The sequence below is a fragment of the Paenibacillus aurantiacus genome (genome assembly GCF_042431225.1).
Lineage (GTDB): Bacteria > Bacillota > Bacilli > Paenibacillales > Paenibacillaceae > Paenibacillus_Z > Paenibacillus_Z aurantiacus.
Genome location: NZ_JBHMDO010000008.1, coordinates 63,493 through 89,157, shown reverse-complemented (window position 1 = coordinate 89,157; position 25,665 = coordinate 63,493). Strand labels below are relative to the sequence as shown.

Here is a 25,665-nt window from a genome sequence, read left to right as displayed (position 1 = left end):
GGTATGAGGAAAAAGCTTGCGTTTGCTGCTGCTAGATGACCGTCCAGCCGCCGTCCACCACCAGATTGTGTCCGGTGATCATGCCTGCCGAATCGGTCGCCAGGAAGAGCACCGACTTGGCGATATCCTCCGGCACCGCGAATTTGCGCAGCGGGATCCGCGGCAGATTGGCGCGCTGGAACTGATGGTCGTTAATGTATTGTTCGTTCGCATCGGTAATGACGAACGTCGGCGAGATGGCGTTCACCCGGATGCCGTACTTCGCCCACTCGATCGCCAGCGCCCGGCTCAGATGGATGAGGCCCGCCTTGCTGGCGCAATATGGCGCCCGGTTCTCGTTGCCGACGACCCCGTGCTGGGAGGCGATCATGATGATCGATCCCCGCTTCTTGCGCACCATCGTCTTGGCGACCTCGCGCGTCAGGAAGAAGGTGCCCTTGAGATTGATATCGACGACGAAATCCCAATCCTCTTGCGTCAGATTGAGCGCCGGCGACAGCAGATTCACGCCCGCGTTATTGATGAGATAATCCATGCTCGCATGCGCCTCGATCGACCGGACGCATTGCTCGATCTGCTCGAGATCGCGCAGGTCGAGCGGCACGCATAGCACCTCGATGCCGTGCTCTTTCTTCAGCCGCCCGGCTACGCCCTCGACCAGTTCCATCTGCGCCGGGAGCTCGGTCAGCACGAGCGACGCCCCCGCTCTGGCGAAGTGACTGGCAATCTCCGCGCCAATGCCGCGGCCCGCGCCGGTGACCATGGCCCACTGTCCGAGCAGCTTGCCGGCTTCCTCCGCGCTTGCCCCTCTAGAAGCGGGGCCGGCATAGCTGCCGGCCTCCTGTTCTCTCCGAATATCGATGGCCATTGACTTCTCTCCCCTTATAACGATCTCATCGCTTTGTACACCAGTTTCGGGCTAGGCTTCTGTCCGTACAGCAGCACGCCGACTTGATAGATTTTGGCCGACAGCAGGCAGGCGCCGATCGTGGAGATGAACAGGATGCCCGTCGGAACCAGAATCTCCAGCCAAGTCGGATCGGACATGCCAATCCGGGCGAACATGACGAACGGCGTCACGAACGGGATGTAGGAGCCGACGACCGCAAGCGTCCCGTCCGGATTCATCATCGTCATGATGGCGACCATGAGGCCGGCCATCATCAGCAGGGACACCGGCAGCGTCACCTGGTTGATCTCCTCGCTGCGGCTGACGAGCGAGCCTGCCGCCGCGAACAGCGCCGCGTAGAAGAAGTAGCCGAGGATGAAGAACAGCACGAGCAGGGCGACCGTCTTGCCGTCCAGGATGGAGAAGTCCACCTGCATGCCGAAGAATTCCAGCGTCGCGCCCGACCCGGTCGCCGTCAGCAGCAGATACCCGGCGCCGATAATGATGACGAACTGCAGCAGGCCGGCGAGTCCGACGCCGAACACTTTGCCGAAGAGCAGCTGCTCCGGCTTCACCTTCGTGATGAGGATTTCTTTGACGCGGGAACCCTTCTCGACCGATACCGACACCGCCACGTTGCCGCCGAAGAAGTAGATCAGCAGGTAGAGCATGAACGTGATCAGGTAGATCGGCACGTACGTCGTCGCGATGGATTTGCTGCCGGCCTGAAGCTCGCTTACTTCCAGCTGGACGGCCGCCGTTAGACGGTCCTTCTGCTCTGGCTTGAGCGTCAGCTTGCTCATCTCGGACATCGTGTATTGGTTCTGCACGTAGTTGTTCAGCTCCACCGCGTACGGCGCGTCGTCCGCTTTGTTGACGATCAGCGTGACGACCGGCTTGCCGGCCGGCTCATCGATCCGCACGATGCCGAGCAGCTCCTCTTCCGCTGCCAGGCGCTTCCGTTCCGCGTCCAGATCCGCTTCGCCGATCAGCTTCCAATCGTAGGACGAGGAGACGAGCGTCTTGAAGCCTTCCGCGTTCACGTCGATCTTCGTCGTGTTAAGCACCGCGATTTCGCCGTCGATGGATTCGCCGCCGTCGCTCAAGTACTTCGGCAGCACGATGAGCAGCGCCAGTATCAGCACCATAATGACCGTCGTATTCTTGAACGCCTTGGAACGGAGACGCTCCATGAAGGAATAAGCGAATACTAAACCGAGCTGTTTCATGATACTTCCCCTACCTTTTCGATGAAGATTTCGTGGAGCGACGGTTCCTTAATCTCGTACTTCAGCAGCCGGACGCCTTGGCCCGTCATCCGCAGCAGCAGCTCGTTGGCCTCGTCTTCGCCGCGCACCTTGATCTGCCACTCGTGGGCGCTTGCTTCCACGCCGTGCATGCCGGCCGCCGCCAGATAGGGATTCAAGTCCTGCTCGCTGCGCAGCACCAGGTTGCATCGTCCATAGGAACGCTTAATATCGAGCAGACTGCCGGATACCATCATGCGCCCGCGCTTCAGGATGCAGATCTGCTCGCAGAACTGCTCGACCTGGCCCATCTGGTGGCTGGAGAAAATCATCGTCTTGCCTCTGGTTAGCTGCTCCTTCACGACGGAGGCCAGCATATCGGCATTGACCGGGTCCAGTCCGCTGAACGGCTCATCGAGAATGACGAGCTCCGGATCGTGGATCAGCGCCGAAATAATTTGCACCTTCTGCTGGTTGCCCTTGGACAGCTGTTCGACCCGCTTCTGCTCGTGCTCGGCAATGCCGAGGCGATCCAGCCAACCTTTCATCGACTTGATAGCCGCTTGACGGCTCATTCCTTCCAGCCGGGCGAAGTAAACCAGCTGCTCGCTTACCTTCTCCTTCGGATACAGTCCGCGCTCCTCCGGCAGGTAGCCGATCGTCGGGCGGTTCGTCCCGATCGGCTTGCCGTTCCAATGAATGTCCCCGGCATCATAGTCGATCAAGCCGAGTATCGAGCGAATCGTCGTCGTCTTGCCGGCGCCGTTGCCGCCGAGCAGGCCGAATGCCTTGCCCGTCGCCGCCGCCAGCGATATGCCGTGCAGCACGCGGGTCTCCCCGTACTGCTTCACCAATTGTTTAACTTCCAATCCCATCGTAAGTCCCCACCTATCCGTCAATGTGCTTGATCGCTCAAGCCGGTTTTCTCATCGTGGTCACGAATTTCGCCAAATGATACAAGAGCATGCCCGCGATGCAGGCTGTAATCAGCAAGCTCGCCATCCCCATCCAGTCGTATAGCCGCTGCTGGACGTTGTACAGTCCCCAAATCCAGAAGCAGGGCGTAAAGAGCGCCGCCGCGAAGCCGTACGCGACCAGAATGCTTCTCTCTCGCGCCGTTGTCGGTGCCACCGTCTGCGCTTCGTTCGCCCCATTCCTCCGCCAGAAGAGCAGCATCCGGAAGAACGCGCGGAACGCTTTGGTCCGCAGATTGGCGATGCCCAGGCCATGACTCAACATCCAGTACCCGTCGAGCTTGACGAGCGGGAGCATGTTAATGAAACTTAAGCCCAGATTGGCAATGCCGTAGTAGAGCAGCAGCGGCGCGTCTACGCCGAAGCCTTGCAGTCCGTAATAGGTCAGAATGCCGAGCGACGACATGACCCACTGGCTGAAGATGCCCGCGAACAGCACCGCCAGTTTATGCCGTCTGCGCTTGAATACGTACGTATCGCTCACGTCGCAGAACATCGCCAGGTTGAAGTAGAAGAGCATGGCTCCCATTTGCTTCACGCGGCCGCCGTAATATTTGCAGACCATGCCGTGCGCTACTTCGTGGATGGCTGTCGTTAGGAGCAGCATCCCGTAAATCGCGGCATAGCTCCACATGCCCAGGCCGGCCGTCTGAATCGCCGACTGAAGATGAACGTCGCGGATCAGCAGCCCCCCGGCCGCCGCGATCAGCAGGACGTAGCAGGCGATCGCCGCCGGATGGAGCAGCAGGCGAAAGAGCGGAAGCATCCGGTTCAGCCACTGGTCGGGATTCACCGTAAGGAATTTGATCGTGGTGATATCGCTGCTCCGCCAGTTGAATTGCCACTTGCCGGGTCTGGCCGCTTCTTGGGCGTCGGCCTCGGCGCCGCTGTCCAGGAAGCCCCACTCCTTGAACTTATCCATCAGATAGACCCGCTCCGGCTCGGTCAATTCCCCGTCGTAGTCCCGATCGCGTTCCTCCGCGGCCTCCTCCGTCGTAAGGAACTGGAGGAACTCCGCTTCCCGGCGGCCCATTTTCACATACTTGTTGTTGAATTTATGTTGAACTAAGAAACAGTTATTTTCGATCTCATGAATTTCAATGTGACTGGTCAGCTCCATCGCTTCCCCACCTCAACACGTTCGAATTTGAAATATGCGGAGTTATCCTCCCCCGCTTGCGGCCAAGCGCCGCAGGCAGGGGGAGAGTGCTCCAAAACCTTTCGGGTCATCATGTGAATGCGATAATTGCGGTAGCGGCTGCTACGGCGCCCAGGCCGACGGCTACGCCGGATACGAAGTCCTTGGCATCGCCAGGTGCGGTGACTTGCTCCAAAAGTTCCATTTGCACGTGCATTGGTTTGTTCATGGTTCGTTCCTCCTGACGCAAAGTGGGATCTTACGTGAATGCGATGATCGCGGTAGCAGCTGCCACGGCGCCCAGGCCGACGGCTACGCCCTCTACGAAATCCTTCGCGTTGCCAGGTGCCGCTACGTCCTCCAGCAGTTCCATGTGCAGGTTCAGTTGGTTGTTCATGGGTTCGTCCTCCTTGAATTTGGGTTGTGGTGCCCGGATATAAGCCGGGTCGGGTCATACGGATGCGCCGAGATTAGCGCTAAGTATGCGTACTGCCGTTCCCTAGGTCAGCGCGACGATGATGCCCACGCCGATGCCTACGCCTACCGCTACGCCCGCTACATAAGCCGCGTCGCCTGGTGCCGTGATCGTTTCCATTTCCTCCAATTGCAGTGCCAAACGTTGATTCATCGCGATCGTCTCCTTTGATTTGAAATTGGGATGGATGAAGATAATTGCGGTTGTCTTGCCGGTATTAAGTGAATGCGATGATCGCGGTAGCAGCTGCCACGGCGCCCAGGCCGACGGCTACGCCCTCTACGAAATCCTTCGCGTTGCCAGGTGCCGCTACGTCCTCCAGCAGTTCCATGTGCAGGTTCAGTTGGTTGTTCATGTGTTCGTCCTCCTCGAATTTGGTTGTTCTGCCCGGGTGCAGCCGGGTCAGTTAATGCGGATGCGCTGTGGTTAGCGCGTTAAGTATGTGCTGCCAGTTCCTAGGTCAGCGCGACGATGATGCCCACGCCGATGCCTACGCCTACCGCTACGCCTGCTACATACGCGCCGTCGCCTGGTGCCGTGATCGTTTCCATTTCCTCCAATTGCAGTGCCAAACGTTGATTCATCGCGGTCGTCTCCTTTGATTTGGAATTGGGATGGATAAAGATAATTGCGGTGTTCTTGCCGGTATTAAGTGAAAGCGATGATCGCGGTAGCAGCTGCCACGGCACCCAGACCGACGGCTACGCCTTCTACGAAATCCTTCGCGTTACCAGGTGCCGCTACGTCCTCCAGCAGTTCCATGTGCAGGTTCAGTTGGTTGTTCATGTGTTCGTCCTCCTTGAATTTGGGTTGTGGTGTCCGGATATAAGCCGGGTCGGGTCATACGGATGCGCTGCGATTAGCGCGTTAAGTATGCGTGCTGCCGTTCCCTATGTCAGCGCGACGATGATGCCCACGCCGATGCCTACGCCCACCGCTACGCCTGCTACATACGCGCCGTCGCCCGGTGCCGTGATCGTTTCCATTTCCTCCAATTGCAGTGCCAAACGTTGATTCATCGCGATCGTCTCCTTCGAATATGGATTGAGGTGTGTATTGATGTGCCGGCGGCGAACTACGTCAGGGCTACGCCGATACCGATGCCGACGGCCACGCCGATCGCGACATCCTGCCAGCCTGGCGCCGTGACGGCTTCCATTTCCTCGAGCTGCAAGGACAGGTTCTTGTTCATTTGTGTCACCTCCTTCACGGGTTGTTAGGCACGTGCCGCAGCCGGATTAGAATGGCAGTACGATTGGCGTAATGACCGGCGGGAGGAGCGGAATGATCGGAAGAATCGGAATGATTGGCCACAGTTTCATGGAATTCACCTCCTTATCGTGCGAGATCGAATCGTCTTGCGTGAACCGCTTGCCGGTATCCGCTAGCAGCGGTACTCGACTACGTCAGGGCTACGCCGATGCCGATGCCGACGGCTACGCCGATTGCGACATCCTGCCAGCCTGGCGCCGTGACGGCTTCCATTTCCTCGAGCTGCAAGGACAGGTTCTTGCTCATCTGTGTCACCTCCTTGAAGAGAAATTGTCGTTCCTGGCGCTGTCTCAACCTTAGATGACAGGCGGGATAATGATCGGGCAAACCACGATCGGGATGATCGGTCCAATGACATGCATCCACATCGCTATCACCTTCCTTTCCGGGGATATGGTTTATTGGTTTCTGAGCCGGGGTCGCCTTCGGGCTTCCATCCCCTCTACGTCAGGGCTACGCCGATGCCGATGCCGACGGCCACGCCGATCGCGACATCCTGCCAGCCTGGCGCCGTGACGGCTTCCATTTCCTCGAGCTGCAAGGACAGGTTCTTGTTCATTTGTGTCACCTCCTTGAAGAGAAGTCGGATTGGTTGGCACAATGCCAGCGCTTTGTCTCCATTAGCCACCGATAATAATCGGCACTACGATCGGGACGATTGGTCCAATAGCCCACCACCAGTTCATTGCTTTCACCACCTTCTATCGGAGCGTGATATACGCTCATGCTTTCGGATGCTGTGATCGCCTTCGCCCAAGCAGCGTCCTCGGGCTGTGCCGGGCTGCCTTCGGGCTTCAATCCCATCCGCTCTACGTCAGCGCTACGCCGATACCGACGCCAACGGCTACGCCGATCGCAATATCCGTCCAGCCTGGGGCCGCGACGGCTTCCATTTCTTCGAGCTGCAGAGAAAGGTTCTGTTGCATCTGTGTCACCTCCTTATAGAGAAATCGGTGCGAGTTCCGCTGTTCGCCGCCATGATCGCCCACAACTCGCGGACGGTAGTTACTTCCGTACAATCGGCGCTACGGTCTCTCCCCACCCTGCGGGCGGGCTTGCCGGAATTTCCTCCACCTTGCCGGAGAGGTCATGCTTCACTTTCATCACCACCCGTCCAAGCGGATTGACGAACGTGTATAGTTAACGGGATGATCCAAGATGTCTGCTGCACGAAGCTTCGCGTCTATGCCGGACAGGAGCTTGCTTGCCACTCCGATGCCCGCGCTATCACCTCCCTTCAAGTACTTTCGCTATAATCTGAACCATCTTCGCCATCTCCGCTTCATTGATAATGAAGGGCGGGAAGAGGTGGAAGCCCGTGGTCAGCTCCGGCGTATGGAACGGGTAGACCAGCAGTCCGCGCTGCTTCAGCTTCGCCACGATGGCCGAGAGCCGCTCCGCGGACAGCAGTGCCCCGGTTGCCTTGTTCGACGTCAGCGCGACGCCGAGCATAAGTCCCTTGCCGCGCACTTCGAGCAGCAGCGGGCTATTCGCGAGCGCCGACTCCAACGATTGCCGCAGCAGCGCGCCTTTGCGCTCAATGGATTCGAGCATGCCCGGTGCTTGAACCGCATCCAGCGTGGCGATGCCGGCGGCGCATGCGACCGGATTGCCATTCTGGGTAGACAGATGCTCGATATGCGAACCTGCTCTGGCGAACGCCTGGTAAATCTCTTCGCTGAATAACGTCGCGCCAAGTGGGAGGTACCCGCTGTTAATCCCTTTGGACAGGCACAGAATATCCGGTACGACGCCGCTGTGCTCGAAGGCGAACATGCGGCCCGTGCGCCCTACGCCGGTAGCGACTTCATCGAAGGCGAGCAGCACGTCATGCTTGACGCACAGCGCCTTCACCTTGCGGAGGTAGTCGTCCGGCAGCGGAATGATGCCGCCCGAGCCGATAATCGGCTCCAGGATGATGCCCGCCAGCGTCCCGCTCTCCTGCTCGAACAGCTGCTCCAGCTCCCGCATCCGATGCGCCAGGCCTTCAGGCGAAATCTGTCCCGGCGTACTATCGCCGTACACCGGCAACGGATGGAAGACGAAGCCCGGTACTTTGGGGCCATAGCTCTCAGAGATTTCGCGGTCGATCCCGCTTGCGCTCATCGAGCCGTAGTAGGTGCCATGATACGATTTGTCCAGGACGACGATCCGGTTCTTGTCCGGCTGATGGCGGAGGTTGAAATATTTGCGCATCAGCTTGATCGCCAGCTCCACCGACTCCGAGCCCGTGCAGGTATACGCGACCTTGGTCAGCGAGTCGGGCGTCGCTTGCAGCAGCCGCTCGGCAAATGCCAGCGTGGTCGGGTTCGCCCCATCCACCGGATTGACGTAAGGAACGCGGTCGAGCTGTTCTATAACCGCCTGCCGGATGCCGGGATGCCGGTAACCGAGCGAGACGTTCCATAGCCCGCTAATGCCGTCAATGTACGTTCTGCCGTTTGTATCCTGCACGTAGATGCCTTCTCCGGCTGCGATGGCCGTAAATTCTTCGCCCAATCGCACGTCCTTCAGCGGATGCACGATCGGATAGCTTGCCGTTTGCGTTAACATAGGGCGATCCCTCCCTTTCACGAGGCCCGTGCGGGCAATTGCAGACAACCTTCCCTTGCGAACAGCTCCATCGCTTGCGATACGGTAGCGGCGGCTTGGTCGGCATCGGCCTGGTAGCGATCCATCAGCACCCGGCGAAGTTCCGTCTCGTCCGCCCCCACGATCAGGCCTTCGAGGAGGAGCGCCAGCGGCTCGTTGAGCTTTAATATTTTTTGCGTGGCGGCATGGAAGACGATCGGCGACTCCTTGTGGAAGAACAGGAAGACCGTCTCGGCTACCGCCGATCTCGTGCCCGCATCCATTGGCGCCGAACGCGGATACAGGTGCGTGCAGGTCGGCAGAGAGATGCGCACATCCTTCACTTCCATTCCATTCAGCGCCTGGGCATACTTGCGCAGGCCTTTGAAGAGCTGCACCATCTGCATGTACCGGTGCAGCATCGCGTGCTTCCGGCGGATATCGCAATACTGCTGGCGGTTCATATAATCCGGCAGGAAGGTGCATTTGGAGCACGTATCCTTGATCGGGCATGTTCCGCATCCCCGCAGCAGCTGCTCTTGATCCGACATGACCGCCGCCTGCGTCAGCAAGCTGTCGAGCGAGTCGTGCATATCGCCGATCGCCGCGCAGCCGCGGCAGCTCGATAGCTGCCCCCCGCCGTCCACGAACAAGCGCGGCAGCTGCTTGGCTCTGCATTGATGGGCGCCGGACCAGCGGCAGCTGTCGACCAGATAAGACTGGACCTCGTAGCCGTGCCGGAAGATCCCCTCGCGGCTGAAGGTATCGACATCCTGGAGGAAGGCATCCAGATCACCCTCCGAGTTGATGTCGAGCACCTGGAACTGCACCTCGTCGGCATTCGGCCGAAGCTCCGCCGCTTGCCGGTAGCTCATCTGCCGGATATCGATCGGCTCCATGTGGAGAAAATCGTTCATCTGCAGCTGCGAGCGATGCTCGCCGATCTGCACAATCTGGTGCGCGTTGGAGAGGTAGTAGTCCGAGCGGTCAGCCGCATTCGCCAGCCGGTTGAACACTGGATTAGCCTGCTTCCAGACGCCATCTTGGTCGTAGTAGATCGAATCTGGTCGGGATTCGGCTGCAGAAGTGCCCTTAATATATTCTGAGTTTAATTCCCTATTTACTTGGATATTGTCGAATAGAATGGCGCTGTTGACGCCTGTGTAGTCGCCCAGACGATGAATATCTCGTTCATTCCACTCGCCGTCCGTATATCCGATATGTTTGACCCCGCCGCCTATGACCTGGTGGGGATAGTTGCCCGTCATGTAAGCCAGGTAGCCGTTGATGAGCGCGGCTTCCGGCGCTTTGCGGTAATGATCGCGTATTACGTCGCGAATGGCTTCCGGCAGGTTGATCCGAATCGGCAGTTCGCCTGGGTCAAGACCGGAAGCATCTCGACTGCGTGCGTCAGGTCCGGTTACATTCGGCGTGTATGCATCCGGGCCGGATTCGTCAGGGCCGCTTACGCTTGAGCCAAGAAGCTGCGCTTCTTCCTTCGGCTCCGCGTAGAGCTCTGTCCGGATAGCCGCGGCTTCAATAAGCCCTTCCCCGATCCATGTGCGCAGCAGGCCTGCCGTCTGTTCGGCTCCCGCCGCGGTCTGCGTCGTCCCGGAGATGAGCGTCACGCAGTACGTCATTCGCTCGTTGGCCGCTTTCAGCCGCTTCATCGCCTCCGTGACCGACGTCAGCCGCCGCGCATCGAGCTCGCCCGCCATCGGAACCAGAAGCTCGAAGGCGCTGACGCCCGCTTCGGCCAGCCGCTGCGCGAAGTCCGGCTCCCACTGCCGGAGCGGCACCGCGGCCCGGTAAGCCGCCCGATGCTTCCCTTCTTGCATCGCATCCACCGCCGCTTCGAGCTGCGCTGTATTGGTCAGGAGCTCGAAGCCTTCAAGCGTCAGCAGCGGATGCACCTGCTTCGACGCGTGCGCCGCCAGCTCGATATCCCGCTTCAGCCGTTCCGCCGAATGCGTTCGAATGCTGCCTGCCGCATGCCGGGGATTCCCCTGCTGGTCGGCGCATCTCACCGTCAGCACGGGCAGCTGTCTGCCGGAGGCAGCTTCCTCCCACGCGCTTGGCATGTCGTCCAGCGTGGCGGCGTATGCCGCAGCTTCATCGGCTTCGCTGGCTCCCGGAGTCTCGCCGGACTCGCGGACCTCCTCGCTTGTGTCGCCGTTCCCGAAGCTCTCCCGGCAAGCGATGCCTTGCACATCCGGCCACTGCTCGAAGTCCGTGTTCAGCAGCGTATGGAGCGTCGCTTCCGGCTCCCATTTGACGCAGCCGTCCGCTTCCGTGATCCGCAGCACCGCCTCGCTCAGCTTGGCGGCAACCCCGCCGAACCAGACGATTCGGGTCCGGTCGTCCAGCTGCTTGAGAATCGCCGTCAGCCGTTTGCACAGCCGGTAGCTGGCCGGCGTGACGTAGAAGGCGATCAGCTCGTTGCCAAGCGCGATCAAGTCCTCCGCCGTATCGTAGATGCTCGACAAGTTCGCTTCGATATATTGCGTGACCGGCGTCCCGTGTTTCTTGAACAGCGCCCGGACATACCGGCAATCCAGATTGTCGCTGGCCGCGAACAACCGCGCCGCCTGCTGCTCGAAGTGCACGAGCGTCACTCCGTTTCCAAATGATAATCCGAACATCTTCGCTCTCCCCTTCCCCGTGGTTCGATTGTGGCCCTTATGTATGAAGCGGCCGCCCGCGCTACTCATCTGCTCATTGAGCGTTCGCCCTTCGCGGTGCCGTTCGCTTTCCCTTGTTCGCTCGGTTGCTTCTCGTTTGCTTCTCGTTTGCTTCTCGTTTGTTTCTCGTCTGCTCTCGTTCCGTTCTCGTTGCCGTGTTCCTCTTGAATTCATAATAAGCGATAATTTCCAATTTTACACCGAAAACGACCCTGCGCTTTCCCACAAACGAATTGCGGCCCACCGCCACGAAAACACCGCGACCATGCGGTTTTCCGGGATTTCTCCGATGTTGCGGGGACCGCAATCGGACCGCATGGGCAGCAGTTGCGGGGTGCGGAGTGTTTCCAGCTGGAGATGCGGGATGGTTTGTTGTCGCGAAGGGCTAGGCGCACCAGGCGCAAACGACAAAAAAGCCACAACCTTAAGGCTGTGGCCAATGCGCGGAAGCCGCGCTTCATGCTCGTTCGCAGCTGGACGTTACTTGCCGCGAGCTTTGATCATATACGTGCCCACGTTCCCGTTCGAAAATACGGCCACGCCTTCCGGGCTCACATACAGGGGCGAATACGCTCCGGGGTCGGCTCAGCTAAGCACGATGAAACGCTCGTTACCGTTCGGGTCAACGGAGTATAGGCGCCCACCGTTATCGAGGAAATAGGCATTCCCTTGCGCATCGCTCATTATAGAATCAGGGGCAATGGAAGCATATCCGTTCCGTTTGGTTCGAATCATTTTGTCCCCCCTCGTCTTCTTCGATATGGGAACTAATACGTGAGCAAACTAAAATCCACAACCTCACCCGGTTGTGGATTTTCCATGCTGGCGACGTTACTCCGCCGCTTTTGCTTTTTGCTGATTCCGTCTAAATTGTTTCACTTGCGTATCCGACGACATCAAAATAGGCAGGTTTCGCTCGCTGCTCACCATCGGCGATTTACATTGCGAGCATACGGGAACTTCTTTAAAGGAGAAATTGTCTCTCATCCAGCCCTTGCAGCCTGTATTCGTACAGGACCAGATCATTGTCAGTTCTTCCGGCAAATTTTCCAGCGGTTTATTCCAAGCACTCATGGGACCATCCCCCTCAAATTAATCTGGCTGACCTGCCTGCCTCGTCGCTTGTAAAATAAAATCCCCAAACAATAGGTTCGGGGATTCGAAAAAAGCATTTACAGTTTTACGACGTTCTCCGCTTGCTGTCCACGGTTACCCTGAACAACGTTAAACTCTACACGCTGGCCTTCATCTAACGATTTGAAGCCGTCGCCGACGATCGCGCTGAAATGCACGAATACGTCTCCGCCGCCTTCTACCTCGATGAAACCAAAGCCTTTTTCTGCGTTAAACCATTTCACGGTTCCTGTTTGCATAGAAACACCTCCATAATTTACATGACCTTCTTATTCAGCTACAAATAAAAAATTCACATATTGCACAAGGTTAAAAGACGCAATCAAAACATTAACCCTCTGCGATATGTGAATTCAGGTCAAAATTCCAATAACCTAATCTTATCACGTTTTCCCCTCAATAGCAATTATTACAGAGCTAGTATGGCCTGGTTATTGCTTCCTCAAGAATAAACCCCCACTTCGTAGAAGCTCCCACCCCGCATTGGCTGCTACCCATATACGGAGGGCGCGTCTTATCTAAGAGACCCCATTCTTTACGATGTCGTCGATTTCATGCTTTAGCAGTAGGTATCTATGGACGCTTCTCATGATCGGGACTTTCGTTAGTTTATTTTTATCCACGAATACTTTCATTTGGTCTTTGGAAAGACCAAGAAGGGCCCCCGCCTCGGTAACCGTTAATACTTCTTCGATGCTCGTTGCATTAAACGTCCTTTTTACTTTCAGATTCCAGTCTTCAAAAGAGTTCATAGCTGGTTTCCTCTCCTTTCCTAATCGAACGGAACACCCATTATAACATAGCTTTAGGCAAAAACATGTTATTGCATTTCCCCGGATAGATAAATCTTATTCCGTGGGGGAAATACCGGTTAAATAACCATAATCGTGTAGGCCCACGCCCTCCGGATCGGTCTGCAGTAACCCCGACATGTGACGAGCTTGCCCTACATGACGTCATCTCCTCTTGCGCTTGTCCATTCCGTATCTCAAAATAATGGATCCGCTTGGTTGGCACGCATAACAAAAGAGTCCCTCTCCAACCGTCTAGTCGGAGAGGGACTCATGGCGAACATTAGACAATCATTAGTCGGTCAGCTTGGCTTGCTTAAGCAGCTTATACAGGGCAACCGTCGCCATATCGCGCGTCACCGCTGCGTCAGCATGGAAGTAGGTGACGCCGTTAATGCTTTCGCCTTGCATAATGCCTGCTGCCGTTACGGCCTCGATGCTATTTCTCGCATAGCTGGAGAAACCGGAAACATCTTGGTAAGTCGTATGGGACGGCTGGCTCATAGACGGCTGCACGCCCAAGAGCGTCATGGCGCGTGCCAGCATCGTGCTCATCTGCTCGCGCGTAATAATGCCATTCGGATTAAAGTGTCCGGCACCATCGCCAGTCACAATACCCGCAGCATAAGCCGCCGTAACCTCATTCGCATACCAGTCGGACGTTCGTACATCCGAGAGCGTCACGTCGGCCGACGGATTAAGGCCAAGTGCACGGGAGATCATCGCTGCATATTCAGCGCGCGTCACGTTCTTCTTCGGAGAGAAGAGCGTCTCGCTCGTGCCGTTGACGATCAGCTTGCGAGCCATGGCCTCAATCTGCGATTTGGCCCAGCTGCGATCGATATCCGTAAAGCTGACGTCACGGCTGACCAGCGTATACGTCGAGAAGCCAGGACGCGACACCGTTACGATCGTAGTCCCGTTACTCTGTGGAGTCAACACCGAAGCAACCGGCGATACTCGACCATCCTCTTCATACAGAACGCCGGCCGTATTCGCCGATATCGTTCCCGGAACGGTAAAGGAACGCACAACCCGCTGGCTGCCAGGCAGCGTTAGCGGCGTCGTTGAAGAGCCATTTAGAACGTATAGTTCAAACGCGATTGGATCGCCCACGACCTTGTCGTTCGCGCCGATGGCGAAGATCGAGGACTTCTCTTTCTCCGGCTTAACCGATACCTGTACGCCCGCACCGGCAGGCACATGGCTCATCACCGAAGATGGAATGGCAACCGAGGAATCTCCATTATTGACGATAAGCGAGCTTCCGGTCGGCGCCTTGGCGAGCTGCTGAGTCTGAGAAGCGCTCAGGGTAAAGTTCGCCTCCAGGTTCTCCTTGTTCTCCACGGCCATCACGAACGCCGTCGGCGATTTGCCTGCCTTCTCCAGCGCCGTCTTCAGATTGTCATCGCTGACGGTTACGTTGATCGCAGACGATTTGGGCTCCGTCGCGACCGTCACGTTCGATTGCTGCTGCCCTTGCGCGACAACGGCCGGTACCGATGGGTTCAGCTTGCTTCCCGTTGATTCAGGTGATGGTGATGGTGATGGTGTTGGTGATGGTGGTGATGGTGTACCGACAAACCCGCCACCGGAGTTCTCCGTCACCGTATTCTTCGGCACCGTGACCGGTACATCAACCTGAAGGTAGTTTTTCGTATCGGCCGTTAGCGCTACACGCGCGGTAAGCGTAACCGGCAGGTCCGATTCGCTGGAAGCAGGGCGCTTCAGCAGCACGTTATCCTTAATATAGTCCGGTCGACTGCTTGCCGTGACCGAATACGTCAGTCCCGTAGTCGCCGGGAACGTCAAGACTTTGTTGTTAATCTGGGTCACATTGACGGCAGCGGAAGTCACCAGGTTCTTCGCCGCGAGCGCCAGCGCCGCTTCGCCTTCCGACTCGACCTTATAGAGCCCGTAAGCATAGTAGATATTGCTGTACGATCCTATTACCGGATTATAATTTGCCACTGCCAGCACTTCTAGTTTATATTGGCCCGGCTTCAAATGCTTCACGATCAAGTTATCGTCGGCATCGGTCTCACCGTCGATATATTCATTCGTAATGGGGAAGGCATACGCCTTCGGCTCCAAAACCTTAAGGTTCCCATTATCATCGAACTGCTGCTCCGCATATAGCGTGCCGATGAGCTTATCGTCCAGGCCATACGCATTCATCTCGATGTAGTTGATATTGCTGGCCGTCAATTTGAAGGATACATCGGTCGCGTCTTGATAGCCGTCATCATTCGGCGAGATGGCAATCGGCGAAGCCGAGACATCCTGTACACCGAAGCCATTGCTGGCCCGCTCGTCTCCGACATGGACGACGAACGGCAGATGAAGCGCCGGATCGTCCGAATTGCTTGTCAGCACGATTTCGCCTTCGTACATGCCGGGTTGTGCAGTCAGGGTCGGCTGAACCTTGAGCGCCAACGCTTTATTTTGCTGCGCCTCTGCCGTAATCGTGTCATCTTCATTCAATCCTTCTACTTGGACAACAAGACCGCCAGCGTCTGCCTCTATAAATGGCGAGAGCGCATCCGACAGATTGCTATGCATCTTGATGGACGCGGTGTAAGTGACGGCGTCATCGGAGAAGTTCTTCAGCACCAGCTGTTCGGTCTTCACGTCGCTGCCTGGGGCCATCATGCCGAAGCTGGCGGAAGAGCCGTTGTTCACGACCGTCTTCTCATGCAAGTTGGGATCCAGAATCGTGATCTCGTCTACCGTCTCGAGCAAGGCTGGCGTGTCGATCGCGCGGGATACGTCGACGCGGCCCGCGCCCTGCGAGTAGACATCGTATGGTTTGCCATCGCCGTCCGTCATGGTCGTTGCGGTATTGGCAAGCGCCGCGCGGATATCGAACGGCGTCCATTCCGGATGCAGCTGCTTCAGCAGCAGGGCCAGCCCCGTCACGTGCGGAGTTGCCATACTGGTACCGCTCAAGCGGGCATAGGCCTCGTCATAGTTGCCGCCGTAGGCGGGATACGTAGAAAAAATCGAATTCCCCGGTGCTACGATATCCGGTTTAATGCTGTAATTCGCATCGGAGTCCGGGCCGCGGGAACTAAAGCTGGCCATCTGGTCTCCCTTCAAGGCTTCGTACGGGATGAAGGTGCCGAACGCGAACTGAAGCGGCGTACCCGGATCGTTCAGGACGGCCCTGGCCAATGCACGCCCCTGTGTTCCGGACATATCGAACATCGGAATATAAGAGAGATCGTCGGCAAGCACGTTACTCATGTAGCCGTCCCGGCCGCTGATGCTTTCGCTCAGATTCACGCTTCCGTTAGCGCTATTGATGCCGTTGAACAGAATAACCGCCTTGGCGCCATGCGCCTTGGCTTTGGCGATTTTCTCTACGAACGAGAGATTCCCCCGGGAGACCAACGCGACTTTACCGGTGATGTCGATCCCCTGATAATCAGCATCGTCACCGATGCCCACGTACACCCCGTCGATCGGGTCGCTACCCAAGTACTCGGCAACGTCCTCTCCCGTCTTCCACGCCATCAGCTTCAGCGTAAACGGATCTGCCGCAAGCGTCGCGGTCGTTTCGACCGAGGAGGACTGGATGGCCGTTGTTGCCGCACCTACGGAAATCGCGAGCTGCGAGGAGGCAGGCGAACCCATTGTATAGTAGTAAGGTGCGCTATCGCCTGCATTGCCATTTGCGACAACAGCGACAACACCCGCTAACACCGCGTTATTAATGGCGATGGCATCCGGCGTGTTCACGTCTTTCTCCGCATCGGATCCCAGCGACAGATTGATGACGTCCATTCCGTCTTCAACGGCATGCTCAATGCCGGCGATGACCTGAGCGGAAGATCCGGACGATTTTTTCGTGACGGCATCAAAGCCGAGTACTTTATAGACGTATAAGTCCGCGCCGGGCGCTATACCACGCTGTGCAAACTCCGCATTGACATTGTTCGCTTGACCGACGATCGTGCCTGAAACATGTGTGCCGTGGGAGGTACCCGCGTTTTGGGCAGCTGGGTCCGGAATCTCTTCATAGGGATCTTCATCTTGGAAAAATGCGTCGTATCCCCCAGCATACGCGCCCTGCAGGTCCGGATGGTCATAGTCGACGCCAGTATCGATGACGCCTACCTTTAATCCGGCGCCGGTCAACCCGGCGGCCCATGCCTTGTCAACGCCGATCTGCTCGAGCGGCAGATTGTCGTAATACAGCGGGAGATCGCCGCCCCCGTCCGCCGTCACATTCGGGATGCTGTAATAGGTCAGATTCTCATACACGGAGGCAACGCCCGGCAGTGCGGCCAGAGCCGGGATTTGATCGGCCGGAATAGTGACCTCCATTCCGTTAAGGACGGTATTGAACTGCTCATTCACCGTCATATCTAGGCCATTGTCTTCCGCCGTTCCAATGAACGAATCCTGCTGACTGTCCGCAGCCGCTTCAGCAGACTGCTCCGACATCGTCGTAATGCCCATCGAACGCCCATACAGACCAACCGCGCCGGGCTCGGCGGTTAGCGTGACGATCACGCGGACCGGCTCCGATGTAGATGTATCGATCCCCTTGGAGATAAACCCTGTCTTTTTGATCGGCGAGAACGATACCGTCGTCCCGCTGGCAGCGATTTCACTCGGCGATGCTGCCATGGCGTTATACGGAATCGCTACCCCGCTCGCAAGCAACGTCGCTAAGGAAGCTGAGATGATTTGATGACTGATCTTCCGACTACCCACTTGTGCCAACTCCCTCTCTGACCATCTCGGTTGAATGAGATAACTTCATTTGCAATACTTTAGAAGGAAATGAGTTTCTCTACTAGTTCTTTCGGTAGGGTCTGACAAGAAATTAATAGAAACTAAAAATACTTTGCGCGCGGTTGACGCAGAAGAGGCCGTGGAAGTATAGATGGGTAAAGGAACGGAGAGTAGGTTGCGGCTGTGATTGAGACGTTTTTGTAATTATCCTAAGGGGCCAATCGACCTAGAACAAACATAAAACCCAGTCCTCATTCGGACTGGATTTTATGGCGGAGGCGAACCGTGGGAATGATGCAAATCTACAATTGCCGCCGCGTGTTATTGAGACTGCTATTGATTTTACACTTTAAACTTCATTACGAGGGCTTCCAAGCTTTGAGAATCTTTGCTAAGCAAGTCCGTAAGCGAAGCGACTTCCTGAACTAAAGAGCTTTGCTTTGCCGTCATATCGTTCACGGCTTTAAAAGCGATTCTTCGGCGATCGTGGCCATTTCGGAGACGGATACCGCAATGTCTTCAGAGCCTGCCGCCATTTGTTCGCTAACCGCCGACAAACTTGCCAGGCCACTTTCTCTGTTGAAGGCTATAGACACTAATTCCGGCCAGGGCAGCACGATAAATACGCCGCTCATCCCTTTAAGCCAGGTAGCAATCTTCATTATTAGCCCACTCCAATGTTATGAAAAAGTCCTTATGAAATTTTATCGGTCGACACAAGCGTTACAGTTCACTATTAGCTTCAGGGAAAAAAAGTAGCTGTCACAGAAGTGAGGCAGAAAACTGCATGGGCCGGAAAAGCAAAAATCCACTACCTCATGCGGTAGCGGATTACATGGTGGAGACGAGCAGTCTCACCGACATACATGTATAGAATTTCGTCTTGGGCAAGAAATCGTTCTCCACAAACTCAATGATATTCTCATACCAAGGGAGACGGACATTTAGAAGAAACGGCCAAAGTTTGCAGGCTTTTAAAACGCCCCATAAAGCGAGAGCGACGCTCCCGGGGAGTCTCCTGCAATTCATGTTCTCGCTGTATAGCGGATGATTATTTCCTCGACAATTCCCTTCGTACTCTTAATAAGCTCGAAATACTATGTATTAATTGTTCAATCACTTGGAGATTCCGATTATAATACTGATCTACTGCGATGCCTTTTATGCACGCAAGTAGTGATTGCAGCTTTTCTGTGATCTCGTTCTCACACTCTGTCACTTGACTGTCACCACAGCCAAAATCAGTTTCAATCTTCAGTTGCTCCTCAATCCGCTTCAGTTTTTGCTTGATGGCCACAATATCATTTGCCTCAATACGTACAGCGGCCTCATCTAAGAAGATACCCACTTCGACAATTTTGATGTAGGCCTGTCTTCCCCGCAACACAGCCCCCTCGGAATCGGGTTCCCTCTTCTTCTGCAGCTGCTTACCTGCCATGAACAGCGTTACAATAAAGCTAATAAAAAGCAGATAGAAGGTGATCCGAATCAGCATCATTTTTAGACTGAAGAATTTGACTGCGATCTCTACTCCGGGAATCTCCCTGATATCGCCGGTCATTAATGTAAGGATTGAAACAACGTCCCCCGCAATGCCTGGCACAACGGCATAAAAAAGTATAGCCGCGAGCAGGATCACGACAAGCGGAGCGCTATAAATCATCCAGATGAAGTCCCTCTTGGACACCGGAGTAATAACCTGGCGAGTACTCTGGCCCGCCGTTTGTAATGCATTAAGCCTTGCAGCAGGGTCGATTTGAAGCCGCATTTCGTCGTTCAGAACGGGCTTCGGAGAACGCGGTGCTGGCCTGACACCTTCGGTGGCAAACAAATTCCGGTAATCCTCTTGCTTCTCTTGCTTCTCTTGCCCGCCGCCCATCAATACCGGTTCCGCTTCAGAATTCCTCGCACCTGCGCCCACGGTTGCTTCATAGTCACGCATATTCGGCGTCATTGAAGGCTTCCCTTCCGAGCCTCTTGAATCGGCGGAACCGGCGGGTGCCTGAAGAATATGCTGATTAATGACCCTTTTAAGCTCATTGGCAGAAAGCCTATGCCGAACGTTCAACAATGCCTCCTTGAAGGAGCGGGCATCTTGGAAACGCTCTAGCGGCGAAGAGATCGCTTTTACGAGAACATGGCCCAGTTCTTGAGGAGCGTTGACCGGCAATTCCGGAATCTCGCCTGCCAGCCTTTTGCCGATCGCGATGTCGACGTCTTCCATCTCATAATGATCCGGAAAGTCCGGCAAAAAAGGGATGCGCGAAAAATTAAGCATCTTGTAAAGGACGATGCCGAGCGAATACAAGTCTACCGCGTTGTTGTATTTCTCTTTGCCGAGATAAACTTCCGGGGCAATATAGGCCGGCGTCCCCTTTACGGATGCAGCTCTTGACGAATCCTTGAGCAGCTTGGCTACGCCGAAGTCGCCAAGCTTGTACTTCCCATCCCGGTTAACAAAAATATTATCATCCTTAATATCCCGATGGATAATTTGATTGGAATGGCATACTTCCAAGGCCGAGAGAATGTTCAGCCCAAGCTCGATGACATCCGACACCCTCATCTCACGCGTCCTGATATGCGAGGTAAGTGGCGTCATATACTCCATACGAATGTAGATATCGTATCTTAACGGATTCTCTTGTTTCTCGATTTCGTTGTCGTAATAAATGACAATGTGGCTGCTGTCCTTCTCCGTAAGGGAACTCAATATGTTGATCTCGTGCATAATATCGGAGAGAACAGACTGAAAATAGTTGTCGGCCTTCGTATAGTCCCCGCCCATTGAGCTAAGCACGTCGTGATATTGGCTTTCGCTAGGAAGCGTAATATGCTTCAACGCATATACATACTCGCCGCTTTGATTTCGCTTGGATACGCGATAAACTGTGCCGAAACCGCCTTCGCCTATCTTGTCGCCGACTTGGTAGCCCAATAACGTTTGTCCTGATAGTTGTCCTGTATTGGCCATCGTCATTCTCCTTGCTTAAGTAAATCCAGGAGTGACTTCAACAATCATCGCCGTGACGTTGTCGAACCCTCCCGTTTCTCCATTAATGCCTGTTACCGCCGCCTTTACCAATGATTTCACAGCCTCCTGCAGCCGGCCGTTATCATAGTTGCGCCGAAGCAGCAGCTCGATCACGTAATCCGGAACCATATCGGTCAACCCGTCACTGCAGAGCAGAAACCACGACCTGCGGGTACCCACAGGCAGCAAACTGGGCTCTCCTTTAAACGTCAAGGATGACGCATCCATGCCCAAGTACCGATTCAGCACTTTCCGGGACTTAAACCCGCTTAATTCGGCAGCCGTCAGCAGCTTGAGATCGAGCAGCCTCTGACCCTCGGTATGATCCCGCGTAACCAGCCTCAATGCCTGACCATCAAAATGGTAGATTCGGCTATCCCCAAGATTGACGGCGGCTATGCCATCCTCTGCTACAATCAGTGTCGTCAAGGTGGCCCCCATATCCTGCATGGCAGGGGTATGCCGTGCCTGGGCACAGATATCCTGATTGATTTGGCTAAGCAGGTTCTGATAGCAATTGACGGCCTTCTGCAGTCCACCCGCTTCCAGAATTCGATGTAACCCTCGACGTAAACCCGTAATCGCCATTCGGCTCGCCGCTTCGCCAGACTGATGGCCGCCCATTCCGTCACTTACGGCAAACAAGGCCTTATTCCCGGAGAAGTCGCACCGCTCCTGCACGTAGGTAACCGCGTCGAAGGGGTCTTTGGACGGCTTGATTCGCTGCTGCATTCCTTCATCAATCATGCGCTCATGACCAAACAAATAATTGTCTTCATGATTCGAACGGACAGTCCCTATATGAGAAAGGACAGCTGCCTTGAACCGGTAGCGATTGCTCATTTGTCGAACTTTGAGCATGCGACGGCCCCCTACAGCCGTTCACTCATCTTCTGCTTCAAAAATTCACGAAACGCAAGTTCCTCTTCATCCTGAAAGCCAATGAAATATACTCTTTCAATTTGTTCATGCTGGAACAGGAACGATTGGTCGGGATTAAGAATGCCCTCTGGATACAAGCAAGCACAGTAATCCCAAATCTGGTCCTCTACACCCGTTTCTCGTTGTAACCGGCCCGTAATCATGATTTTCTTGGTGCTGTTCTTCAACAGTACCACCGACCCGTTAGGCAGCAATTCTTTCATAAGTGAACCTCCAGTTAGATCTGGTGCATACATCGGCTAGCGAGTTAAATCCTGAATCGGAAATACCGTTCCGCAGCCTGCACACGTGTATAGCACCGTAATTTCATTGATGTTGACATCCTCGCTACGCGTATCCAAAAAGGTACTGAATCCTTTTCTACCTGTATCGATGAACTCCTGTGTGGTGGTTCTTTTCAATTTCATGCCGCAGTGCGGACATTTTTTGCGGGCAAAAAGAACGTATATGATTTCGCGAAAACTTAGACTAACCTGATAATAGTTGCGGTTATTTTTTCCCAATCGACACCTCGAAGCCCAAGCCCAAAAATGCGGATGCCTTGGCCCCTATTTTGAATTTGCCGTTATCGCGGCCTATCTCGGCTTGTGCACCAACACCGACCGCATGGCCTGAGCCAGTAAGCTCAATCTCATAACCAAGCACCTGAAATCCGGTGCTAAGTTCACCGGATACTACCGAGGCATGCGCACCGGCATGCGCATTTACTTCGCCTTTCGCGATGTTGAACTCTACCCCAGCATCCGCTTCAGCAGACAATACGTTCGCCTTTGCTCCCCCGGTAACTGCTACCTTGTCATTGCCGATCGAGCCGGATGCCTCCGCTTCTCCGGCACTTACACGTGCGCCGGCGCCTACACTGATAGCCGGGTTAAATTTGTTCTCGTCCGTCCACAGGGAAGTCTCATATTCATATTCGGCCGCAGCTCTGCCGGCATGCGCGCTCGCTTCTCCCTGGGCGATTCCTTCTTCATCGCTTGCCACCGCTTTTGCAAGGTAAGCATCCACGCCAGTATCGCTCAGCTCATAACCAGGTTGAGCTGTCGCTGAGCTGCTTTTGCCCCCTGACTCGGCCTGACCCGCCGAAGCCCCAGCATCGCTTCGAGCGTTCAACAGATTGCTTTGGGTCACTTGTTGACTTAACAAAGCCGCCCTCAGCTGAGGATTAGAGATAAGGATCGGCAGGAAAGGGCTCCCTGCAAACCATTTAAAAATATCACTCAAGTCATTGCGGTTGCCCGGCGTAATGGTCGTCCCCGTCAGAATGCCATCAAGCTTCTGCATTTGACCCTCATCCAGCTTATCGTAGGCTTGAATGGCTTCAGCCAGAAAGCTCTCCATCCGCTGTAAAATGCCCGTCTGTTCTTCAAGGTCTGCTGTAACGGTCTTGATGATTCGGTCAATTTGTTCTTTCGAGCGAATATCCCAGTCGAGGTTTCTTCCGATTTCGGCCAAATCCGAGCCGATCGTTTTCACCTTGCCCCCGATCTTCTTGACCGTATCCGCATTTCCCCGCAGCTTCCCGCGATCCACATATAGTAACGTCAAACAATCACCTCAAAGTTATGCCGTGAAGGTTCCGTAAAGAAAGAAAATTGCATCATTCCTGAAAGAAGGGAAGATGCAATTTTCAAAAGTAACCCTATTAAGCGTCGCTGCGCTGGCTTTCAGCGGACTGCAAATTTTCCTGATTGACCCGATCCCATTCGTCAGCCGCGCTCTTCAGAAATTCCGCGTACTGGTTAATGGTATCGAAGCGGCTTTGGAAATCATCCTTCAGTTCGTTGAACTTTTTAACCGTCGTCTCCGCCACTTCACCTTCCCAGGTTGAACGCAGCCGGTTAATCTCGTTTGTCATTTCAGACGTAAACCCTTGAATGGATTTCGCAATGCCCTTAAGACTTTCGGACTTGTCCCGCATAACGGTCGAATTCACTTTAATAGATGCCATCGTTGTTCAGCTCTCCTTTTTCGTTTGTTTAACGGCCTGCGTTTAATTTGCTAGCGGCGTTTTTCAGCGACTCTTCTGTCTTCTCAATTTTCTCGGCCGTCGTTTTGAGGTGTTTGGCATACTCCTTCAACACCTTTGCAAGCTCTTGAAAATCGTTCTTGTACCCTGCCAGCTGCTTATTCAGTGCGTCGCTCGATTGGCCTGACCAGGATACCCGCAGATTTTCGATCTCCGTGTATATTTTGTTGTATTCCGCCTCATATTTAGCTGTTTTGTCTTCAATGAACTCAGCCGATTTCTTGAGCGTTGTTGTCTCCACGCGCATTGCCTTGTTTGCCATTTCTATTTCCCCTTCCCAGTCCAATAAATGATTTATAGGAATTGACAGTCGCTTATTTACCCTGAGACAGCCTTTGGGCACGTTCGGCGGCAGCTTCATCTTCACGTTTTATCCGGTCTGCGACATCCCTGATTGTGCCGGATACATGCTCCACTTTTTTGCTAGAGGCCGTTAATTGCTCCTTCAACAGCTCACATTGCTTCAAATACGCTTCGGCGGCTTGGCCTTGCCAGTTGAGTTTGATCTGCCCCATGAAGTTATCCAGCGCCGTAATTTCTTTCCTTAACTGATTAGCCAGCTCACGGCATTCATTCGACTGGCGGATCACCTGAGCGTAATTAATGCGAAGTTCCATGCATTGCCTCACCTCCTATGCCAGCATCAATTTGCTTCCATTCCTGACCCCCAGCTGTCTAAAGGTCAGACTGGGGTCCAGCACGTCGAGGGTGCTGCGATCGTACAGCCAAAGTTGGGATGGGTTGCTCGATATCCCTTGATACTCTTCGGCTAGCAGATTGGCAATTAGCGATAGAACTTTATCTGTCGTCATTTCGCCGGGTACGATAAATTCGTGATTCTGTCCTACGGAAGGAACAAAGACCGAAATATTTATTTTGGAAGACATGCCTTCTCTCCCTTCATCCGCCTTATTCGCCTTACTCCGCCATCGGGGTCTCCCCGAAGATATGATTGCAAGCCTGCTTGATGGCTGCAAAGGACTGCCGGGTAAGCCGGATTACGCAATCGGCTTGATCAGGCATCTCGATGACCCAGCAGCCGGCCTCCGCGATATAACACATGGACAGCTCAACGGCTGTGTCTCCTTCCGGCAGCCACTGGCTTAGCGAGATAAACCGTTCCCTGCCGACAAAACCCTGCGCGGCATCAAGCGCGAAGCTCTCCTCCAGTCCGGCTCCATGAAGCACCCGGGCTGCTTTCCCCGCATTCCTCATATAGACAGGCGACAGAAAGTCGTAGTATTGCGTACGATCCAGCGAAACGGACACCGGATGAGTGGACGCCTCCTCCTCAAGCGGAGCCGAGATTCCCTCAAGTTGACCTTGGAGAATCTGCAAGGCTTCCTCAATATCATCTAGATACCTAACAGTCAGCTGCCCCTCTGCCTGCGCGTTCTGCGTGATTACGACAATTCCCGCTTCATGGAAATAATAGTTGGTCTGGATCAGGCCTGCACTCCCGCTATTCGTTATCTGCGTACGAAGCACACGCTTCGGCCAGGCACACGCCGAGATTAACGTGTGGATTCCCGCATCGATCTCCACAGCACCTTCGGCAACACTGCCTATAAATCTTTTCTCCTGCAAAGATGATGCAACCCGCAACCAGATTTCTCTCAGCTCGTCGGGCGAGGATTGCAGCAGATTGGCATTATCCTCCAAGCCGACGATCGTGTCCGCTCCAAGTACGAAGCAGAGTATAATGAATTCTTCGAGCGAAAAATTCACTTCCAAAGGTCCCCTCT

The 25,665-nt window shown here is 54.9% G+C and carries 28 protein-coding genes; all 28 read right to left on the bottom strand.

Features of this window, described 5'->3' with window-relative positions; all coding sequences use genetic code 11:
- Nucleotides 1-31: 31 nt before the first annotated feature.
- Complete coding sequence (locus ACFFSY_RS03650; protein WP_377490030.1) at nt 32-868, bottom strand: SDR family NAD(P)-dependent oxidoreductase; 837 nt, start codon at nt 866-868, stop codon at nt 32-34.
- Nucleotides 869-882: 14 nt separating this feature from the next.
- Nucleotides 883-2,118 (bottom strand): ABC transporter permease, encoded by a 1,236-nt coding sequence (locus ACFFSY_RS03645; protein WP_377490027.1) that lies wholly within the window; start codon nt 2,116-2,118, stop codon nt 883-885.
- Nucleotides 2,115-3,011, bottom strand: a complete 897-nt coding sequence (locus tag ACFFSY_RS03640) for an ABC transporter ATP-binding protein (RefSeq protein WP_377490024.1) — start codon at nt 3,009-3,011, stop codon at nt 2,115-2,117. Before ACFFSY_RS03640 ends, ACFFSY_RS03645 begins: the two co-directional genes overlap by 4 nt.
- Nucleotides 3,012-3,048: 37 nt before the next feature.
- Nucleotides 3,049-4,230, bottom strand: a complete 1,182-nt coding sequence (gene mpaP, locus ACFFSY_RS03635; protein WP_377490021.1) for a daptide biosynthesis intramembrane metalloprotease — start codon at nt 4,228-4,230, stop codon at nt 3,049-3,051.
- A gap of 109 nt (nt 4,231-4,339) precedes the next feature.
- Entirely contained in the window at nt 4,340-4,477 is a 138-nt protein-coding gene (locus tag ACFFSY_RS03630) for a daptide-type RiPP (RefSeq protein WP_377490018.1), read from the bottom strand.
- Nucleotides 4,478-4,507: 30 nt separating this feature from the next.
- Nucleotides 4,508-4,645 carry a daptide-type RiPP gene (locus ACFFSY_RS03625; protein WP_377490012.1) on the bottom strand — a complete coding sequence of 46 codons (138 nt, stop codon included), beginning with the start codon at nt 4,643-4,645 and terminating at the stop codon, nt 4,508-4,510.
- Nucleotides 4,646-4,747: 102 nt separating this feature from the next.
- Nucleotides 4,748-4,876: a daptide-type RiPP gene (locus ACFFSY_RS03620; protein ID WP_377490015.1), complete on the bottom strand. Its 129-nt coding sequence runs from the start codon at nt 4,874-4,876 to the stop codon at nt 4,748-4,750.
- 64 nt (nt 4,877-4,940) lie between these two features.
- Nucleotides 4,941-5,078: a daptide-type RiPP gene (locus ACFFSY_RS03615; RefSeq protein ID WP_377490012.1), complete on the bottom strand. Its 138-nt coding sequence runs from the start codon at nt 5,076-5,078 to the stop codon at nt 4,941-4,943.
- A 100-nt stretch (nt 5,079-5,178) separates the two neighbouring features.
- Nucleotides 5,179-5,307 (bottom strand): daptide-type RiPP, encoded by a 129-nt coding sequence (locus ACFFSY_RS03610; protein WP_377490010.1) that lies wholly within the window; start codon nt 5,305-5,307, stop codon nt 5,179-5,181.
- Between the two features lie 64 nt (nt 5,308-5,371).
- Complete coding sequence (locus ACFFSY_RS03605; protein WP_377490012.1) at nt 5,372-5,509, bottom strand: daptide-type RiPP; 138 nt, start codon at nt 5,507-5,509, stop codon at nt 5,372-5,374.
- A gap of 104 nt (nt 5,510-5,613) precedes the next feature.
- Nucleotides 5,614-5,742: a daptide-type RiPP gene (locus ACFFSY_RS03600; protein ID WP_377490010.1), complete on the bottom strand. Its 129-nt coding sequence runs from the start codon at nt 5,740-5,742 to the stop codon at nt 5,614-5,616.
- A 1,062-nt stretch (nt 5,743-6,804) separates the two neighbouring features.
- Entirely contained in the window at nt 6,805-6,921 is a 117-nt protein-coding gene (locus ACFFSY_RS03595; protein ID WP_377490007.1) for a daptide-type RiPP, read from the bottom strand.
- Nucleotides 6,922-7,222: 301 nt separating this feature from the next.
- Nucleotides 7,223-8,548, bottom strand: a complete 1,326-nt coding sequence (gene mpaD / locus ACFFSY_RS03590) for a daptide-type RiPP biosynthesis aminotransferase (protein WP_377490004.1) — start codon at nt 8,546-8,548, stop codon at nt 7,223-7,225.
- 17 nt (nt 8,549-8,565) lie between these two features.
- Nucleotides 8,566-11,208, bottom strand: coding sequence for a hypothetical protein (locus ACFFSY_RS03585; protein WP_377490001.1), 2,643 nt, complete (start codon nt 11,206-11,208; stop codon nt 8,566-8,568).
- Nucleotides 11,209-12,078: 870 nt separating this feature from the next.
- Nucleotides 12,079-12,321, bottom strand: coding sequence for a cold-shock protein (locus ACFFSY_RS03580; RefSeq protein ID WP_377489998.1), 243 nt, complete (start codon nt 12,319-12,321; stop codon nt 12,079-12,081).
- A gap of 98 nt (nt 12,322-12,419) precedes the next feature.
- A complete protein-coding gene (locus ACFFSY_RS03575) occupies nt 12,420-12,620 on the bottom strand; it encodes a cold-shock protein (RefSeq protein ID WP_119597437.1) in 201 nt (66 codons plus the stop codon).
- 279 nt (nt 12,621-12,899) lie between these two features.
- Nucleotides 12,900-13,133, bottom strand: coding sequence for a DNA-binding protein (locus tag ACFFSY_RS03570; protein ID WP_377489995.1), 234 nt, complete (start codon nt 13,131-13,133; stop codon nt 12,900-12,902).
- Between the two features lie 333 nt (nt 13,134-13,466).
- Nucleotides 13,467-17,894, bottom strand: a complete 4,428-nt coding sequence (locus ACFFSY_RS03565) for a S8 family serine peptidase (RefSeq protein WP_377489992.1) — start codon at nt 17,892-17,894, stop codon at nt 13,467-13,469.
- 476 nt (nt 17,895-18,370) lie between these two features.
- Complete coding sequence (locus tag ACFFSY_RS03560; protein WP_377489989.1) at nt 18,371-18,577, bottom strand: hypothetical protein; 207 nt, start codon at nt 18,575-18,577, stop codon at nt 18,371-18,373.
- Nucleotides 18,578-18,966: 389 nt separating this feature from the next.
- Nucleotides 18,967-20,889 carry a serine/threonine protein kinase gene (locus ACFFSY_RS03555; RefSeq protein ID WP_377489986.1) on the bottom strand — a complete coding sequence of 641 codons (1,923 nt, stop codon included), beginning with the start codon at nt 20,887-20,889 and terminating at the stop codon, nt 18,967-18,969.
- Nucleotides 20,890-20,904: 15 nt separating this feature from the next.
- Nucleotides 20,905-21,810 (bottom strand): PP2C family protein-serine/threonine phosphatase, encoded by a 906-nt coding sequence (locus ACFFSY_RS03550; RefSeq protein ID WP_377489983.1) that lies wholly within the window; start codon nt 21,808-21,810, stop codon nt 20,905-20,907.
- Nucleotides 21,811-21,821: 11 nt separating this feature from the next.
- Nucleotides 21,822-22,094: a DUF4176 domain-containing protein gene (locus ACFFSY_RS03545; RefSeq protein ID WP_377489980.1), complete on the bottom strand. Its 273-nt coding sequence runs from the start codon at nt 22,092-22,094 to the stop codon at nt 21,822-21,824.
- A 286-nt stretch (nt 22,095-22,380) separates the two neighbouring features.
- On the bottom strand, nt 22,381-23,439 hold the full coding sequence (locus ACFFSY_RS03540; RefSeq protein ID WP_377489977.1) for a hypothetical protein: 1,059 nt from the start codon (nt 23,437-23,439) through the stop codon (nt 22,381-22,383).
- Nucleotides 23,440-23,536: 97 nt separating this feature from the next.
- Nucleotides 23,537-23,842: a WXG100 family type VII secretion target gene (locus ACFFSY_RS03535; RefSeq protein WP_377489974.1), complete on the bottom strand. Its 306-nt coding sequence runs from the start codon at nt 23,840-23,842 to the stop codon at nt 23,537-23,539.
- Between the two features lie 28 nt (nt 23,843-23,870).
- On the bottom strand, nt 23,871-24,182 hold the full coding sequence (locus tag ACFFSY_RS03530; protein ID WP_377489971.1) for a WXG100 family type VII secretion target: 312 nt from the start codon (nt 24,180-24,182) through the stop codon (nt 23,871-23,873).
- 52 nt (nt 24,183-24,234) lie between these two features.
- Entirely contained in the window at nt 24,235-24,537 is a 303-nt protein-coding gene (locus tag ACFFSY_RS03525) for a WXG100 family type VII secretion target (RefSeq protein ID WP_377489968.1), read from the bottom strand.
- A 15-nt stretch (nt 24,538-24,552) separates the two neighbouring features.
- Nucleotides 24,553-24,807 carry a ubiquitin family protein gene (locus tag ACFFSY_RS03520; RefSeq protein WP_377489965.1) on the bottom strand — a complete coding sequence of 85 codons (255 nt, stop codon included), beginning with the start codon at nt 24,805-24,807 and terminating at the stop codon, nt 24,553-24,555.
- A 31-nt stretch (nt 24,808-24,838) separates the two neighbouring features.
- Nucleotides 24,839-25,654, bottom strand: a complete 816-nt coding sequence (locus ACFFSY_RS03515) for a hypothetical protein (protein WP_377489962.1) — start codon at nt 25,652-25,654, stop codon at nt 24,839-24,841.
- Between the last annotated feature and the right edge of the window lie 11 nt (nt 25,655-25,665).